At 69.1% G+C, this 16,178-nt stretch carries 13 protein-coding genes; 3 read left to right on the top strand and 10 right to left on the bottom strand.

Annotated elements, in window-relative coordinates:
- Both VIM54_RS07055 and VIM54_RS07050 read right to left on the bottom strand, forming a co-directional pair.
- On the bottom strand, positions 1 to 678 hold a 678-nt coding region (locus tag VIM54_RS07055; RefSeq protein WP_414673193.1), incomplete at its 3' end, for an NUDIX hydrolase.
- Positions 679 to 774: 96 nt separating this feature from the next.
- Positions 775 to 1,860 carry an aminotransferase class V-fold PLP-dependent enzyme gene (locus tag VIM54_RS07050; RefSeq protein WP_331900080.1) on the bottom strand — a complete coding sequence of 362 codons (1,086 nt, stop codon included), beginning with the start codon at positions 1,858 to 1,860 and terminating at the stop codon, positions 775 to 777.
- A gap of 70 nt (positions 1,861 to 1,930) precedes the next feature.
- Here VIM54_RS07050 and VIM54_RS07045 point away from each other — a divergent pair, with 70 nt between their 5' ends.
- The gene (locus tag VIM54_RS07045) at positions 1,931 to 2,881 is read left to right on the top strand and encodes a LysR family transcriptional regulator (protein WP_331900079.1); all 951 of its coding nucleotides are present in this window, start codon (positions 1,931 to 1,933) and stop codon (positions 2,879 to 2,881) included.
- Between the two features lie 28 nt (positions 2,882 to 2,909).
- On the opposite strand, the gene VIM54_RS07040 is transcribed toward VIM54_RS07045, so the two are convergent.
- A complete protein-coding gene (locus VIM54_RS07040; RefSeq protein WP_331900077.1) occupies positions 2,910 to 3,956 on the bottom strand; it encodes a Gfo/Idh/MocA family protein in 1,047 nt (348 codons plus the stop codon).
- A 195-nt stretch (positions 3,957 to 4,151) separates the two neighbouring features.
- Here VIM54_RS07040 and VIM54_RS07035 point away from each other — a divergent pair, with 195 nt between their 5' ends.
- Positions 4,152 to 4,709, top strand: coding sequence for an AAA family ATPase (locus tag VIM54_RS07035; protein WP_331900076.1), 558 nt, complete (start codon positions 4,152 to 4,154; stop codon positions 4,707 to 4,709).
- A 250-nt stretch (positions 4,710 to 4,959) separates the two neighbouring features.
- Here VIM54_RS07035 and VIM54_RS07030 read toward each other — a convergent pair whose 3' ends face one another.
- Together VIM54_RS07030 and recO are read right to left on the bottom strand one after the other, a co-directional pair.
- The gene (locus VIM54_RS07030; protein ID WP_331900075.1) at positions 4,960 to 5,760 is read right to left on the bottom strand and encodes an isoprenyl transferase; all 801 of its coding nucleotides are present in this window, start codon (positions 5,758 to 5,760) and stop codon (positions 4,960 to 4,962) included.
- Positions 5,757 to 6,491 (bottom strand): DNA repair protein RecO, encoded by a 735-nt coding sequence (gene recO / locus VIM54_RS07025; protein ID WP_331900073.1) that lies wholly within the window; start codon positions 6,489 to 6,491, stop codon positions 5,757 to 5,759. The genes VIM54_RS07030 and recO overlap by 4 nt, the downstream gene beginning before the upstream one ends.
- Positions 6,492 to 6,558: 67 nt before the next feature.
- On the opposite strand from recO, the gene VIM54_RS07020 reads away from it, so the two are divergent.
- The gene (locus tag VIM54_RS07020; RefSeq protein ID WP_414673192.1) at positions 6,559 to 7,242 is read left to right on the top strand and encodes a trimeric intracellular cation channel family protein; all 684 of its coding nucleotides are present in this window, start codon (positions 6,559 to 6,561) and stop codon (positions 7,240 to 7,242) included.
- Here VIM54_RS07020 and VIM54_RS07015 read toward each other — a convergent pair.
- The 5 genes from VIM54_RS07015 to VIM54_RS06995 all read right to left on the bottom strand — a co-directional run bounded on the left by VIM54_RS07015 (position 7,214) and on the right by VIM54_RS06995 (position 15,893).
- On the bottom strand, positions 7,214 to 8,197 hold the full coding sequence (locus tag VIM54_RS07015) for a D-alanine--D-alanine ligase family protein (protein ID WP_331900072.1): 984 nt from the start codon (positions 8,195 to 8,197) through the stop codon (positions 7,214 to 7,216). The genes VIM54_RS07020 and VIM54_RS07015 overlap by 29 nt on opposite strands.
- An 89-nt stretch (positions 8,198 to 8,286) precedes the next feature.
- Positions 8,287 to 9,987 (bottom strand): alpha-glucosidase, encoded by a 1,701-nt coding sequence (locus VIM54_RS07010; RefSeq protein ID WP_331900070.1) that lies wholly within the window; start codon positions 9,985 to 9,987, stop codon positions 8,287 to 8,289.
- A 183-nt stretch (positions 9,988 to 10,170) separates the two neighbouring features.
- Positions 10,171 to 11,931: a 2-isopropylmalate synthase gene (gene leuA, locus VIM54_RS07005; RefSeq protein WP_331900068.1), complete on the bottom strand. Its 1,761-nt coding sequence runs from the start codon at positions 11,929 to 11,931 to the stop codon at positions 10,171 to 10,173.
- Between the two features lie 171 nt (positions 11,932 to 12,102).
- The gene (locus VIM54_RS07000) at positions 12,103 to 14,562 is read right to left on the bottom strand and encodes a DUF2156 domain-containing protein (protein ID WP_331900066.1); all 2,460 of its coding nucleotides are present in this window, start codon (positions 14,560 to 14,562) and stop codon (positions 12,103 to 12,105) included.
- Positions 14,559 to 15,893 (bottom strand): alpha/beta hydrolase, encoded by a 1,335-nt coding sequence (locus tag VIM54_RS06995; protein ID WP_331900064.1) that lies wholly within the window; start codon positions 15,891 to 15,893, stop codon positions 14,559 to 14,561. The genes VIM54_RS07000 and VIM54_RS06995 overlap by 4 nt, the downstream gene beginning before the upstream one ends.
- Positions 15,894 to 16,178 lie beyond the last annotated feature (285 nt).

Below are 16,178 nucleotides of genomic sequence, written 5' to 3'. Positions count from 1 at the left end.
CCCGCCGGTGAGGTGCTGGTCGGTGGCGATGATCGCCTTCGAGCCCTCCACCTGCCGACGGAAGTTGGCCGGGTCGATGGCCTTGCGCAGCACTGCCTCGTGCACCTCGCGCAGCTCGGAGAGGGTGAACGTCTCGCCGAGGAAGGCGTGCGCGATGCGGCTGTACTCCATCTTGGTGCGCAGGCGCCAGAGCGCGTAGTCGACGATCGTGTTGTGGTCGAAGGCGAGGTCCGGCAGGTCGTCGGCGGGAAACCAGCGCACATTGTCACCCTCGGCGGCGAGGTCGGCCTCCTCGCTGCGCACGAGGGCCCAGTAGACGATCGACACGACGCGGTCGCCCGGCGAACGGTCGACGTCCCCGAACGCGTAGAGCTGTTCGAGGTAGGTGGGCCGGAGCCCCGTCGTCTCCACGAGGTTGCGGCCGGCGGCGGCCGAGAGGCTCTCGGCCGACTCGATCGGGCCGCCCGGCAGCGCCCAACGGCCCTTGAACGGTTCCCGGATGCGGCGCACGAGCGGGAGCCGCAGCGAGGCGGCCGTCGCGTCGGCGTCGGCGCGCAGGGCGAAGATCACCGTGGAGACGGCGAGAGCGATGCTCGCCGAGTCGGCACGGGTGGAGTCGGCACGGGTGGAGTCGGCACGGGCGGAGTCGGCACGGACCGTCCGTGCCGTTGCCGTCATGAATGCCTCCGCGGGAGTAAAGGTCAAAGTGACCATAAGGCATTCTAGCGCGCAAGAACGGACCGGCCAAATGGGCCGGTCACGCGGGGAAATCGACTAGCGAAGCGCCGCCAGAACGGCCGCGACGTCGCTCTCGTCGTTCCACAGGTGGAACGAGGCGCGCAGGCGACCCGCTCGTCCAGAGGCCTTGATCCCCGCGCCGATGAGCTTGCGCAGGTCGGTGCCCTCTGGGTCGGCCCAGGTGACGATCGCCTGATGCTGCTGCGGGATGCCGAGGCCGTCGCAAAGCGCGTCGCCGAGACCGGACGTGAACGCCCACACCTCCTCAATGTCGAGCTGCGAGAACATGCGGATGGCCGGCTCGGCCCCCACCCACGCCGGCCAGGCCGGGGACACGTCGAAACGCCGCGCGTTCGCGGCGAGGTGCATCTGCGGTCCGTAACAGGACTTCCAGACGTCGTCGCCGGCGTACCAGCCGGCCTGAAGCGGCGTGAGCCGGGCGTCGAACCGTTCGCTCAGCGTGAGGAAGGCGACCCCGCGGGGCGAGCACAGCCACTTGTAGCTGTGGCACACCGTCGCGTCGAAGAGCGACGCGTCCACCGGGTGCACCCCGGCAGACTGGGTCGTGTCACAGAAGGTGTACGTGTCGTGGGCCTCGGCCGCCTCGAGGATCGCGGCGACATCCGCGACCTGGCCGGTCGCCGACTGCACGTGCGAGAACACGACGAGCCAGGTGTCGTCCGTGATGGATTCGGCGAGCTCGGCGAGCGGCACGTTGCGCACGCGAATGGCCATCCGCTCGAGGAAGGGGAACACGATCGAGGAGAAGTCGCCGTCGACGCAGAGCACCTCCGCGCCATCCGGAACCGCCGCAGCGACGAGACTCGTCATGACGGAGGTCTGCGAGCCGGTCGCGACGCGGTCGGGCGAAACGCCGACGAGCGACGCGTAGTAGCCCCGCGTGCGCTCGATCACGGCGTCGTAGTCCATCGGATCGCGCTTCGCCGCCGACCAGAGATCGAGGTCGGCCTTCTGGGCGGCGACGGTCTCGCTCGTGGGGAGGCCGATCGAGGCTACCGCGAGGAATCCGCGCGGGGCCGCGAAGCTCTCGATGGCCCGCTGTAGGGCCGCCGAGAGGGGGCGGGAAGTTGTGCGGCTTGTGGCCGTCGTTGCACTCGTCATGTCTCCATGATGCTCGCCCCTCAATCATGCGACAAGGGCATACTTCGGATGGAACCAATAACATTCAACTATGACTCTGGAGATCGACCCGCAACTGGACCTGCAATCGATCCGCATCGTGCGCGCGATCGCCGAATCCGGCACGATCACCGGCGCCGCGCGATCGCTCGGCTACAGCCAGCCCGCCGTGAGCCAGCACCTCCAGCGCACCGAGGCCCGGCTCGGCCTGCCGCTCGTGACCCGCGTCGGGCGATCGGTGCGGCTGACCGAGGCCGGACAGGTTCTCGCCAGGCACGCCATCACCATCACCTCGGCCCTCGACGCGGCCTCCGGCGACCTCGCCGACCTCGCCGGCCTGCGCTCGGGGACGGTGCGCCTGGCGGCGTTCCCCACCGCATCATCCACGATCGTGCCACGGCTGCTCGGGGCGATGGCGAGCCTGCACCCCGGCATCCAGCTCAGCTACATCGAGGCGCAGCCGCCGGAGGCGGTCTCCCTCATGCGCGAGGGGAGTATCGACCTCGCCGTCACCTTCAGCTACCCGGGCGACCGCACCGACCCGCACCGGGACAGCGCAAGCGGCCTGAGCATCGAGACGCTCTTCACCGAGGAGATGGTGGTCGTGCTGCCGGCCGGGCATCCCCTCGCCGGCGACGAGATCGTGGACGTGGCGGGCCTGGCCGGGGAACGCTGGATCGCCGGATGCCCGCGCTGTCGCGGCCACCTCCTCGCGGTCTGCGAACTCTCCGGCTTCGACCCCCTGATCGCATTCGAGACCGACAACGCGAGCGCCGTGCTCAACCTCGTGGCGAGCGACATCGGGGTGGCCATCCTCCCCCGGCTCGCCCTCGCGACGGCGACGCTGCCGGCCGGTGCGGTCATCCGGCCGCACACGCCGCCGAGCGACCGCAGCATCCACCTGATCGCGAGCGACGGGGCGCGCCGGGTGCCGAGCCTCGCCGCCACTATCGCGCTGCTGAACACGCTCGACGGGCACGACTGGGGGCTCACCGCCGCCTGACCAGACTCGAGGTTCGCCCGCCCGGTCGTCAGACGCCGGCGAACTCGTGCACGCGCTCGATGATCCGGAGCGTTTCGAGGGCCTCGCGCGGGATCACGGGAACGGGCTCCCCCTCGCGAATCGCGGCGGCGATGCCCGCGTAGAACGCGGCGTAGTCCCCGCGTTCGGTCGGCACCGGCACGAGAGGAGTGTCGCTCGAGCCGGCGATGCCGACCTGGCCCCACTTTTCGGGCGGTTCTACCCCGAAGCCATCATCCGTGGGCAGTACGCCTGCCCCCAGGGCGGGTTCCTGGCCGTCGAGACCGTAGACGGAATAGGCGGATGCGGAGCCCAGCACGCGGAAGCGCGGCGCGTTCTGCGCCGCGAACCGGCTGAGCGTGAGGTGCGATCGCACTCCGCTTTCGTGCAGCAGCGAGATGAAGGCCTCGTCGTCGCTGACCCCGCCCGTGCGCAGCACGGCGAGTTCGGCGTGAGCGACCGACGCCGGCCCGAAGAGCTGCAGCGCCTGGTCGATGAGGTGGCTGCCGAGGTCGTAGGTGATGCCGGCGCCCTGCGCGCTCGTCGTCGTGTCCTGCCAGCGGTCACGGAGGCCCGGCGACCAGCGCTCGAACGTCGACTCGAACCGGTGCACGCTCCCGAGCGCCCCCTCGGCGAGAAGCCGGCGCACGGTGAGGAAGTCCCCGTCCCAGCGGCGATTCTGGAACACCGAGAGAGGCACACCCGCCTCCTCGGCCGCGACGATCAGTGTCTCCGCCTCCGCCGTGGTGGCCGCGAACGGCTTGTCGATCACGAGCGCTGCGCCAGACGCGATGGCTGCGAGGCCCTGCTCGAGATGCACGTGGGCCGGCGAGGCGAGCACGACGAGGTCGAGCTTGCGCTCGAACAGTTCGTCCGGGCTCCCCACGATCTCGGCATTCGGGTGCTGCGCCTTCGCCACCGTCTGCCGCCCGGCATGGCTGGTGGAAATTACCTCGAGCGAGAAGCGCGGGTTCGTCGAGATGAACGGCGAGTGGAAGACGCGGCCGGAGAGGCCGTAGCCGATGATGCCGGTGCGGATGGGGGTGCGGTCAGCCATGAGGCCACACTAGCGAAAACCCCTTCCGCGCTCCGCCTCTGCTCCCGCCGCCGTGCCCGCCGCCGCTCCCCGCCACCGCTCCCCGCCACCCGAAAATGCAGGAGATGCGTCACGAATACTTCGTAATCGGCACCAAGTGACCCGGATCGGTCCAGATCTCCTGCGTTTTGGGAGCGTGACGGGCAGACTGGGGGCGTGCCCGGTTCCGTCGACGCCCTCCCCGCCCCGCAGCGCCGGATCCTGATCGCCGGGGTGAGCGGAGTCGGCAAGTCAACCCTGGCCCTCCGCGTCGCCGAGGCTACCGGGCATCCGTACACCGAGATCGACTCGCTCTACCACGGGCCAGGCTGGACCCCGCGGGCCGAATTCGTGGACGAGGTGCGCGCATACTCCGCCGCACCGTGCTGGGTCACCGAGTGGCAGTACCGGCCGGTGCGCGAGCTGCTGCTCGAACGGGCGGACACTCTCGTCTGGCTCGACCTGCCCGTGCGGGTCGCGATGTCGCGGGTGGTGTTGCGCACGGTGCGCCGTAGCCGCACGAAGCAGGTGTTGTGGAACGGTAACACCGAGCCGGGCCTGTGGCACGCCATCACCGACCCGGAGGGCATCATCCGCTGGGCGGTCAAACACCAACGGACCTACCGGCGCACGGTTCCGGAGGCGGCGAGCGCGCATCCGCACCTGCAGTTGGTTCGGTTGCGCAGCCAGAGCGAGGTCGAGGCCTGGCTCGCCGGGCCGCTGTCGTCGTCCTGACGCTGGGATGCCGCCGTCCGGCGCGGCCGTGGCGCGAAGTCGCATCCGTCTCCGCTGCCGCTGCCGCTGCCGCTGCCGCTGCCGCTGCCCGAAAATACAGGAGATGCGTCCCGAAAACGTGGTTATCGGCACCAGATGACCCGTTTCGGGTCGAATCTCCTGCGTTTTGGGGAATCGGGGGGGGGAATGCGCGGGGAATCCGCGCGCGGATGCTCGCGGGATCGGCGCGGACGCCGCGCGGGAGTCTCCGCTACGCCGACGGGGCGTCGATGGCGCCGCCGAAACGCCGGGTGCGCTGGGCGTAGAGCTGAATGGCCTCCCAGAGCTGCACGCGGGTGAAGTCGGGCCACAGGGTGTCGAGGAACACCATCTCGGCGTACGCGCTCTGCCAGAGCATGAAGTTGCTGGTGCGCTGCTCGCCCGAGCTGCGCACGAAGAGGTCGACGTCGGGCAGCTCCGGCGCGTAGAGGTGGCGCTGGATGGCCCTCTCCGTGATGCCGGACGGCTTGAGGCGGCCGGCGGCGACCTCTTCGGCGAGGGCGCGCACGGCATCCGTGATCTCGTTGCGTCCGCCGTAGTTGACGCACATCGTGAGGGTGAGCACCGAGTTGCCTGCCGTGAGCCGTTCGGCGAACTGCAGCTCATTGATCACCGACGCCCAGAGCCTGGGCCGGCGGCCGGCCCAGCGCACGCGCACGCCCCAGTCGTTGAGCTGGTCGCGGCGGCGGTGCAGCACGTCCCGGTTGAATCCCATGAGAAACCGCACCTCGTCGGGCGAACGCTTCCAGTTCTCGGTGGAGAACGCGTACACGCTGAGGTGCTTGACCCCGATCTGGATGGCGCCGGCCACGACATCGAGAAGGGACGCCTCGCCGGCCTTGTGGCCCTCCACTCGAGTGAGTCCCTTGCCGTTGGCCCACCGGCCGTTGCCGTCCATCACGATGGCGACGTGCTCGGGCACGGCGGCCTTCGGCAGCTCGGGCGGGTACAGCCCGGTCCAGTCGATCGGCTTGAAGTCGACGGCGTCCCGGTGGGTCTTCCGCACGCTCACGCGGTGGTCCGCCGATCGACGTGTTCGAGCGAACGCAGGCCGCGGTCGAGGTGGAACTGCGTATAGGCGGCCACGACACCGCTCGCCTGGGAACGCGTGCGATCGTCTGCGGCATCCGCCGCAGCCCAGTCACCGGTGAGGAGCGAGGACAGCAGCAGGAGGGTGTTCGAGTCGAGCCGCGGCGCACCGGGCGGCGCCACGGCATCCGCCACCACCCCGCCCAACTGTACGACGAACGCCGAGTGCGGTCCGGGGGCGCCGGTCACTGAGCAGTCGTTGAAGCTCGGCGACCAGCCGGCAATCGACAGCGCACGCAGCAGGTAGGAGTCGAGGGTGAGGCTCGCGCCATGCTCCCGGCGGGCGAGCGAACGCAGCGCCCCCACGAGCAGCAGGTATTGCTGCAGGCTCGCCTCGCCCTCGGTGAGCTTGTCTGCGGCCTCGACCATCGCACTGGCGGCGGTGTAGCTGCCGTAGTCGGTGGTGATGTCCGCCCCGTAGGAGCCGACGGACTCGGCCTGGGTGATGATGTCGAGGCTGCGCCCCTCGTAGAGCTGCACGTCCGCGACCATGAACGGTTCGAGCCGTGCGCCGAACTTGGAGGCGGTGCGCCGCACTCCCTTGGCCACGGCGCGAACCTTGCCGTGCTGCCTGGTGAGCATCGTGACGATGCGGTCCGCTTCACCCAGCTTGTGGGTGCGCAGCACGACGGCTTCGTCACGGTAGAGGGGCATGCCTCCAGTATCCCCCCGGCCGCCGGGCTTCGGACGGATGCCGCCCCCTGGGCGGCAGAATGGGCGTGTGACCGAAGCGACTTTTGCGATACCACTGTGGGCCGACCTGCTCGCGATCGGCATCGGCGGCCTGCAGGGCGCGATGTTCGCCGCGCAGTTCCGTGACCGTCGACTCGACCTGCTCGGTGTCGCGATCATCGGCATCGCGGCGGGCTTCGGCGGCGGGCTCATCCGCGACCTCCTGCTCAACGAGGTTCCCGTGGCACTGCAGCAGAACTGGTACCTGATCGTCGCGATCGGCGCGGCGCTGCTCGGAATGCTGCTCGAGCGCCTGTTCTCCCGGCTCGGCACCGTGATCACCGTGCTCGACGCCCTCACGATCGGGCTCTATTGCGCGATCGGCACCACCAAGGCGCTGTCCCTCGGACTGCCGGCCATCCCCTCGGTCTTCGTCGGCGTCGTCGCGGCCGTCGGCGGCTCGATCCTGCGCGACATGCTGCTCACCCTGCCGATCGCGCTCATGCACGTCGGCTCCCTCTACGCGGTTGCCGCCGTCGCGGGGGCGAGCACGCTCGTCACGCTGCTCGCGATCGGTGTGCCGGTGTTCATCGCCGCCACGATCTGCGTCGCCGTGACCTTCGGCGTGCGCGTGCTCGCTGTGCTCTTCCGCTGGAGCCTGCCCGAGCAGCGCCGGATCGAACGGATTCCCCGGATCGCGGGTTTCAGGCGGCCACGCCAGCCCGGTCGATGAGCTTCGTCAACAGCTCGGTGTAGCTGATCCCCACCGGCGGCCACATCCGCGGGTAGTGGCTGAGCGCCGTCAACCCGGGAAGGGTGTTCACCTCGTTGAGCGTGAGAGTGCCGTCCCGTCCGACGAAGAAGTCCACCCGTGCGAGACCGTCGCAGGACAGCGTCGTGAAGGCGAGCCGCGCGAGGGCGACGAGCCGCTCGGTGATCTCCTCCGGGATGCGCGCCGGCACCTCCAGTTCGACGGCGCCCTCGGTGTACTTGGAGGCGTAGTCGAAGAACGCGGAGTGCCCCTTCTTCACGACGCGCAAGGGGGCGCCGATGGTGAGGTCGCCGTTCACCAGCTGGAGCACTCCGAGGTCGACCTCGTCGCCCTCGACCGCCTTCTGGATGAGCGCCGTCGTGTCGTGCTCGAGGGCGAGGGCGATCGCGGCGTCGAGTTCGGCCGGCGACTGCACCTGGCTCACCCCCACGCTCGATCCTGACCGGTTGGGCTTGACGAAGAGCGGATAGCCGAGGTCGGCGGCGAGCGCGGTCGCCTCGCCGGCGGTCGCCGCGGTCACCGAGTGGGTGGGAATCGTCGGGACGCCGCTCGCCTCGAGCAGCCGTTGCGCGAGCTTCTTGTCCATCGCGAGCGCGCTCGCGAGCACCCCGCAACCGACGTACGGCACGCCGGCGAGCTCGAGCATCCCCTGCACGGTGCCGTCCTCGCCGAATCGCCCGTGCAGCACGGGAAACACGACATCGATGCCGTCGAGGTCGGGGAAACGCGTGCCCTCCCCCGCGCCCTCGAGGTCGTCCACGGACGCCAGCCGATGCCAGCCGCCGCGACGGTCGATGCCGAACGGAACGCCCACGAAGAGGTCGGCGTCGAGATTCGCGAGCACGTGCATGGCCGACGCGCACGACACCTCGTGCTCGCTGTTCGCCCCGCCGAAGATGATTCCGATGGTCTTCACGTCAGCTCCAGGTGCTTCGATCGATGTGCCGGCCGGCCGTTCGCCCGCCCGGGCCGTCACGGCCCCCGAGCGATCGTATCCGGTTCGTCTCATGCCAGTCTGATGACGCGCGCCTCCCAGGGGCGCAGCGTGCACGATCCGGCCGTCATGGCGTTGGCTCCGCGGTCGCCTGCCTCGTAGTTGCCGATCACGAGGGTCCCGGCGAGCGCCCGCGCCGATTCGAGCAGCGGAACCTCGAAGGCCTCGCCCGAGAAGTTGCCCACCACGAGGAGCGTCTCGTCGCCGAGGGTACGCGTGAAGGCATAGAGCGTCGGATGCTCGGGCTCGAGCATGGCGAACTCGCCGAGGGCCACCACCGCCGACTCGTGCCGCAGCGCGATGAGGCGGCGGTAGTGCTCGAACACCGAGCGTGGCCCGGCCGCGCGGTCGGACGCGGCGTTGACCGTGACGCGGTTGGGATTCACCTCGAGCCACGGCGTGCCGGTCGTGAAGCCGGCCTGGTCGGTGGCGTCCCACTGCACAGGGGTGCGCGCGTTGTCCCGGCTGCGGTACCGCAGGGACTCGAGAACCTCGGCCGGCGAGGCCCCAGCCGCCGTGGCCTCGGCGAAGTAGTTGACGGACTCGATGTCCTGGTACTGGTCGATCGAGGTGAAGCCGGCGTTGGTCATGCCGATCTCGTCGCCCTGATAGACGTACGGGGTGCCGCGGTGCAGGTGCAGCACGGTCGCGAGCATGGTCGCCGACTCGAACCGGTACCGCCCGTCGTCCCCGAACCGGGACACCGACCGAGGCTGGTCGTGGTTGCCCAGGTACAGGCTGTTCCAGCCGGATTCGGCGAGGCCATCCTGCCAGCGCCCGAGTGACCGCTTGAGGTCGACGAGCGAGACCGGAACATTGTCGAACTTGGAGTCGGGTCCGTGGTCGAGACCCACGTGCTCGAACTGGAAGACCATGTCGAGCTCGAGTCGATCGACGCCGGTGAACAGCACGGCGTCATCCACCGTCACGCCCGGCATCTCGCCGACCGTGATCAGGTCGGTGTCACGCCCGGCGAACACCGCGCGGTTCATCTCCTGCAGGTAGTCGTGGATCTGGCCGCCCATCGACGCCTGAGTGCTGTCGCCGACGAGGTCGGCCTGCACCTTGGCGATGTAGTTGATCACGTCCATGCGGAACCCGTCGACGCCGCGGTCGAGCCACCAGTTCATCATCTCGTAGACGGCCGCCCGCACCTCTGGGTTCTCCCAGTTGAGGTCCGGCTGCTTCTTCGCGAACAGGTGCAGGTAGTACTGGCCGGTGGTTTCGTCGAGGTCCCAGCCCGCGCCGCCGAACGCGCTGCGCCAGAGGTTGGGCTCGCGCCCGTCGTGCCCGTCCCGCCACACGTACCAGTCGCGCTTCGGGCTGTCCAGCGAGCTGCGCGACTCCGCGAACCAGGCGTGCTCGTCGCTCGTGTGGTTGACCACGAGGTCCATCACGAGCTTCATCCCGCGCTCATGCATCTCGCACAGGAGGGCGTCGAACTCGGCGAGGGTGCCGAAGATCGGGTCGATGTCCCGGTAGTCGCTGATGTCGTAGCCGTTGTCCGCCTGGGGTGAGCGATAGATGGGCGAGAGCCACACCACGTCGACTCCGAGCTGCTGCAGGTGGTCGAGCCTGGACCGGATTCCGGCGAGATCGCCGATGCCGTCCCCGTTCGAGTCCGCGAAGCTGCGCGGGTAGATCTGGTAGACGACAGCGTCGGTCCACCAGGCCGGGGTCGACGAGACGGGTCCGGATGTTTCGATACTCACGTGACCGAGCCTCTCATGGCTCCGCTGACAACCCGCTTCCGGGCGCTGACGAAGCCGCCAGCCGTGAGCACCATCATTCGGGCGCGTGCGCTCCCGACACGGGCACGCGCTCCAAGTCGGCGGGTCGCGGGGCGGCCGGCTCGATGACGTCGTCTGCCGGTCGCCCCGCGGGCGTCGCTGCCTCTAGACGGTCGCGAGGGCCAGGTTGCCGGATTCCTCGCGCACCGCACGGTTCACGGCCGAGACGACCGCCTTGAGGGATGCCGTGGAGATGTCGGCGTCGATGCCCACGCCCCACAGCCGCTTGTCCCCCACCGCGCACTCGACGTAGGCGGCCGCCTGCGCGTCTCCGCCCGAACTGAGGGCGTGCTCCACATAGTCGTAGACCTTCACGACGATGCCCTGCGACTCGAGCACTTTGAGGAACGCGGCAACCGGGCCGTTGCCGGTCGCGTCGGCGTCGATCGTGTCCTCGCCCACCCGCAGCCTCGTGTGCAGCGAGACGACGCCGGACATGTCGCTCGACGTGCGCGTCTGGGCGAGTTCGAAGCGGCCCCACTTGTCGTCGTCGGCGGCGGCCGGAAGGTACTCGTCGGTGAAGATCTCCCAGATCTGGGCGCTCGTCACCTCGCCGCCCTCGGCATCCGTCTTCGCCTGCACGACACCGGAGAACTCGATCTGCAGCTTGCGCGGCAGGTCGAGGGCGTGGTCGTTCTTGAGCAGGTAGGCCACCCCGCCCTTGCCGGACTGGGAATTGACCCGGATGACGGCCTCGTAGCTGCGGCCCAGGTCTTTCGGGTCGATCGGCAGGTACGGCACCGCCCAGGCGAGGTCGTCCACCGAGACGCCCTTCTCGGCGGCCTCGGCGGCCATGGCCTCGAAGCCCTTCTTGATCGCGTCCTGGTGCGAGCCGCTGAACGCCGTGTAGACCAGGTCGCCGGCCCACGGGCTGCGCTCGTGCACGGGCAGCTGGTTGCAGTACTCGGCGGTGCGCTTCACCTCGTCGAGGTCGCTGAAGTCGATCTGCGGGTCGATGCCCTGGGTGAACAGGTTGATGCCGAGCGCAACGAGGTCGACGTTGCCGGTGCGCTCGCCATTGCCGAACAGACAGCCCTCGATGCGATCGGCGCCGGCCAGGTAGCCGAGTTCCGCGGCGGCGACCGCCGTGCCCCGGTCGTTGTGCGGGTGCAGGCTCAGGATGATGTTCTCGCGGTGGTTGAGGCGACGCGACATCCACTCGATCGAGTCCGCGTACACGTTCGGCGTCGCCATCTCGACGGTCGCCGGCAGGTTGATGATCACCTGGCGCTCCGGCGTCGGCTTGAGCACCTCGATCACCCGGTTGCACACCTCGAGCGCGAACTCGAGCTCCGTGCCGGTGTAGCTCTCCGGGGAGTACTCGTAGTAGATCTCAGTGCCCGGCACCGTCGCCTCGGCGGCCTTGCAGAGGCGGGCACCCTCGAGCGCAATGTCGATGATGCCCTGCTTGTCCGTGCGGAAGACGACGTCGCGCTGCAGCACGCTGGTGGAGTTGTAGAGGTGCACGATGGCACGCTTCGCGCCCCTGATCGACTCGTAGGTGCGGTTGATCAGCGCCTCGCGGGCCTGGGTCAGCACCTGGATGGTGACGCCATCCGGGATCAGGTCCTGCTCGATGAGGCTGCGCACGAAATCGAAGTCGGTCTGGCTCGCCGAGGGGAAGCCGACCTCGATCTCCTTGTAGCCCATCCGCACCAGCAGGTCGAACATGATGCGCTTGCGTTCTGGACTCATCGGGTCGATGAGGGCCTGGTTGCCGTCGCGCAGGTCGACGGCGCACCAGCGGGGGGCCTGAGTGATGCGCTTGGCCGGCCACGTGCGGTCCGGCAGGTCCACGGTCAACATCTCGTGATACGGACGGTACTTGTGGATCGGCATACCCGAGGGGGCTTGTGTGTTCTTCATGGTCTCAACTCTTGTCTCTTGGTCTGAAGTGGTCAGCCAACGGCGCCGTTGCAGCACCAGTCTCCGCGACGAGTGAGGCCTGGGTTAGGACTCGTCGCGGCAGCTAAGGAGGAGCAGACCGAACAACACTCACTCAGAATACCACTCCGCGGCGGTGCATTCGGGGTCCGGTCAAAGGATGCTGCGCATGAAGCGCACCATCTGTGGCACCGAGAGCGACGGGATGTAGGCCCGAGCGAGCGCCGCGCCGATCGCCGGGAGCGCGAGCGGGTCTGGATAGGCCATGAGCAGGGGCCGGAACTCCGGCTGGAACTTCTGCTTAAAGGTGAGCAGCGACTGGAAGCCGTATGCCGGCTCGAGCGTGCGCGCGAGCCAGCCGAGCAGGCGCTGGATGCGGTCGGTCTCCGCCTCCGGCGTCGCCGTGCGGGCGAGCGGCGCCGCCGAGAGGCTCATGAACTCGATGCCGAGCTGCTGCATGTGCAGCGCGGCGGAGGCGATGAGGAACTCCATCACGCCGTTCATGCTGTCCGGCCGGCGACGCATGAAGTCGAGGGTCCAGCCGATGATCTCGCCGTCCCGGTAGGTCGGCATCCAGCTCGTCACGGCCTGCACCACCTCGTCCTCGCCGATCGCGAGGAACAGGCCCACCTCGTGGTCGCTCAACTCGTCGAGGCCGCCGAGGGTGAAGCCGAGCTCCGGGAGGTTCTTCTCGGCCACCCACGACTCGGAGATGCTCTCGATCTGGGCGGTGTGGGCGAGTGAGAGGTTCTGAAAGCTCGTCCACTCCGCGCGCACACCGTTGCGGCTCGCCCGGTTGATCGAACTGCGCACGTCCTGCCAGCTCTTGCCCAGCATCGACCAGGTCTCCGGGAACACGACGGTCTCCTCTCCGACCACCATGGTCGACCAGCCCATGCCATCGAAGAGCTCCTGGTGCTTCTGCTGAACGCTGTAGAACGCCGGCGTCCAGCCGTTGTCGTCGCAGAACGTGGCGAACCGGTGGATCGCGTCGTCCACGAGCTCGGGGTCGCCGATGGGGTCAGCGGTGGTGATGGCGACGCCGGAGTTCACCCGGTACGCGATCGCGACCCGACCATCCTCGGTGAACCAGTAGCTGTTGCCGTTCCAGGTCGCCATGTGGCCGAGGGACTCGCCGTGCTGCTTGAGCAACGCGCGCACCCGGTCGCGCTCGACGAAACTCGTGGCATTGCGGTCGGAGAAAAACAGCGGGATCGCGGCGAGCAGAAGCACGATCCAGAAGACGGGACCGACCCATTCATAGATCAGTCTGCTCAGGCCGCCGATGGGAAGGAACTGCAGGTCCTCGAGCCGCAGGAAGCCGATGGGCACGAACCGGTCGGGCAGATCGTAGAGGAGCTGCCAGATGTCGACCACCGGCCGGAACTGGGCGCGGTCGAGCCAGCCGATGCCGACGTAGAGCACCGACAGCGCGACGAAGGTGCCGACGACCGTCGCGATGAAGCGAACCACCACCCGCCGGGGCGATCGCACGGTGACGTGCCGCAGATTCGCCGCGATGAGCACGGCGATCACGAGCGGGACGAGCACCGAGACGGACAGCCGTACGACCGCCTCGATGCCGTTCGCGTTTTGCGAGACTCTCTCGTCCTGGCCGATCGCCGGCAGGAATCCGTAGTAGAAGGCAGCGAGGAGGGCGAGCCACAGGTTGACGGCGATTGCGACCCAGGCGGCGCTTCGTCGACCACGCAGCATCCCGATCGCGGCGACGATCAGCACGATGAGGGGCAGGGGCGCGAGAATCACCGGGCCCGGCCCGTTCAGCCTGGCTAGTGCCACGTCGAAGGCGCACCCGACGCTCGTCATGTGGCCGATGCAGTGGTGGGTGACGGTCTGCAGGTGGGGAAGGTCGTTCCGGAAGAGCAGGCCGAGCGGGTGCAGCGGGCCGTAGCGCGCCGGCGTGAAGATGCTCACGAACGGGCCGATCGCGGTGATCATGAGGGCCGCCGAGAGCAGGCTCCTCGCCTCGTGGTGTGAACTGCGCACCCAGCGCAGGCCGGGGCGGGAGCGGGACAGCACGAGTCCGAGGATGAGGCCGCCGACCGCGGCGATCAGCCGGAAGAGGTCGGAGGGCTGGCCGGAGTAGAGGAATACGACGGTGAGCGCGGTGAAGCCGAGCACGCGCACCCGGCGGCGCCACAGCGGGCCGGCGAAGGCGCTCGCGGTGAGCACGGTCCCCGAGATCGCCGTGAACGGGTCGAGCACGATCGTCTCCTGGATGCCGACCGCCCAGGATTCCCTCGCCATGAGCCCGGCCGCCTGCAGCAGCATCCCGACCCCGGCGCCGATGATCGGCGTGACCAGGAACGCGAGCAGGGTGCGCCACCAGCCCATCAGCCGTTCGGCGGCACCGACAAGCACGACGATGGCCGCGATCGACGCCAGCAGCTCGAGGATGCCGGAGGCGAAGAGCACCGAGGTGATCGGGGAGAAGAAATTGTGTGTGTCGTTGAAGGGCTCCAACCCCGTGCCCACGATCACGCGGAGCTGCGGACGCGGCCCGTGGACGAGCGAACCGGTCGCGAAGGCGAGAACGAGCATGAGGCCGGCGATCGAGAGACTGACCCGCCGGCCGGCCAGCCAGCGGCTCACGAGAGGCCCCAGCGGGCGTAGAGGATGGGCAGCGACTCGTGCAGGGCGTACTGCACCGTGTGCCAGTCGTGCGCGGTGCCTGGGGACCGGATGACGTGCACCGTCATCCCCGCGGCGGTCGCCGCCTGGGAGACAGTGGCCGCGGCCACCCCATAGCGGGTGTCGTTCTGGCCGACGGCGAAGATCCCGAGCGTGTCGGCGTACGGGGCGCCCGCCGCCATGAGCGCGAGCGGGCTGGCCGCGTGGTAGGCGGGGGCCGAGCCGCCGAACGCGCTCGCGATGGTCGCGGCCACGGTGCCGCGCACGGGCGCCAGCTGCCCGGAGACGTCGAAGATGCTGCCGTAGAGGCCCCGGAACTTGGCGCCGAGCTGGATCGAGCAGGTGCCCCCCTCGGAGAAGCCGCCGATCGCCCAGTCCCTGCGGTCCTGCAGAACGTGCAGGTGGGAGTTGATCCAGTCCGGCACGTCGACGGCGAGATACGTCTCCACGTTGCCGAGAGGCGAGTCGAGGCACATCGGGTTGAGCTGCGGTGCGCCGAGCTGGTCGGGGATGACGACGATCGGCGCGAGGCCGCGGTGATCGTGCGCGTACGCATTGAGGATGTTCGCGAGATTGCCGGAGGTCAGCAGGCTGGCGGGAGCGCCCGGCTGCCCGGACAGCATCTCGAGCACCGGCAGCCGCGGCGCGTTCTTCACGAGCGCGGCCGGCGGCAGGTAGACGATCGCCGAACGGGCGACGAAGTGGGAGGCGGTGGCGGGGATCGTGACGGTTCCGACGGTGCCGGCCGCCGGCAGATCGGCCGGTGGTCGCCAGGTCTGGGCGAGAGAAGCCGTCGACTGCAGCGCCGGTGGCAGTGCTTGCGAGGTCGGTGCTTGCGACGGCGGTGCCTGCGAGGGCGTCGGAATGGCGAGCGGGGAGACGTGGCCGACGCCGAGGGCGGAGCCGAGGGTCGGGAACTCGGCGGCGTCGACGTTCACGCCGACGCCGCCCATGACGGCGAAGAGAAGCACGGAACTCGCGGCCAGGGCCACCCGCCACGGGCGCGACCGCCAGATCCCGGCGAGCGCGAATCCGATCCCACCGATCCCCAGGCCGAACCAGAGCCGCGTCAGCGGGGTCAGCGAGAGACCGAAGGTGTTCCAGACATCGCTGATGAGCCACGCGAGCAGGTAGCCGACGCCCACGCCGACCACGCCACCGGCGAGCTGCACCGGCAGCCAGCGCCGAAGCGGGCGCTTGGTGGCGAGGGCGATGAACGCGGCAACACTCAGGCAGTAGACGACGGTCGGGAGCGGCCCGGTCTCGAGCCGAAGGTTCCACAGGGCGTTCATCAAGAATCGAGCCTCTTTCCTCGCCCCGCTGGCGAGCCGATCACCATTATGAAAGGGCAATCCGATGCCGTGCCCCGTATTGGCGCTCTCTGTGAGAAGGCTCAGAGAACGCCATGCAGAGTCACAGCGAGCCCCCGGTTTGGGTTTCGCTCACGTTCCCTCCCCCTCCGTTTCGCCGCCTCGGTCTCCCCTGCCCCCCTTCCGAAATCCATGCATTCTTCGGCGACGCGCCGGCTGAGGAGCGCAACACGCCGGCGGGGCGGGAGCTTTGCATGGATTTCGGAA

Source organism: Lacisediminihabitans sp., from assembly GCF_036569425.1.
Classification (GTDB): domain Bacteria; phylum Actinomycetota; class Actinomycetes; order Actinomycetales; family Microbacteriaceae; genus Lacisediminihabitans.
The sequence above is the reverse complement of the archived record's forward strand: the minus strand, read 5'-3'. Positions and strand labels throughout refer to the sequence as shown.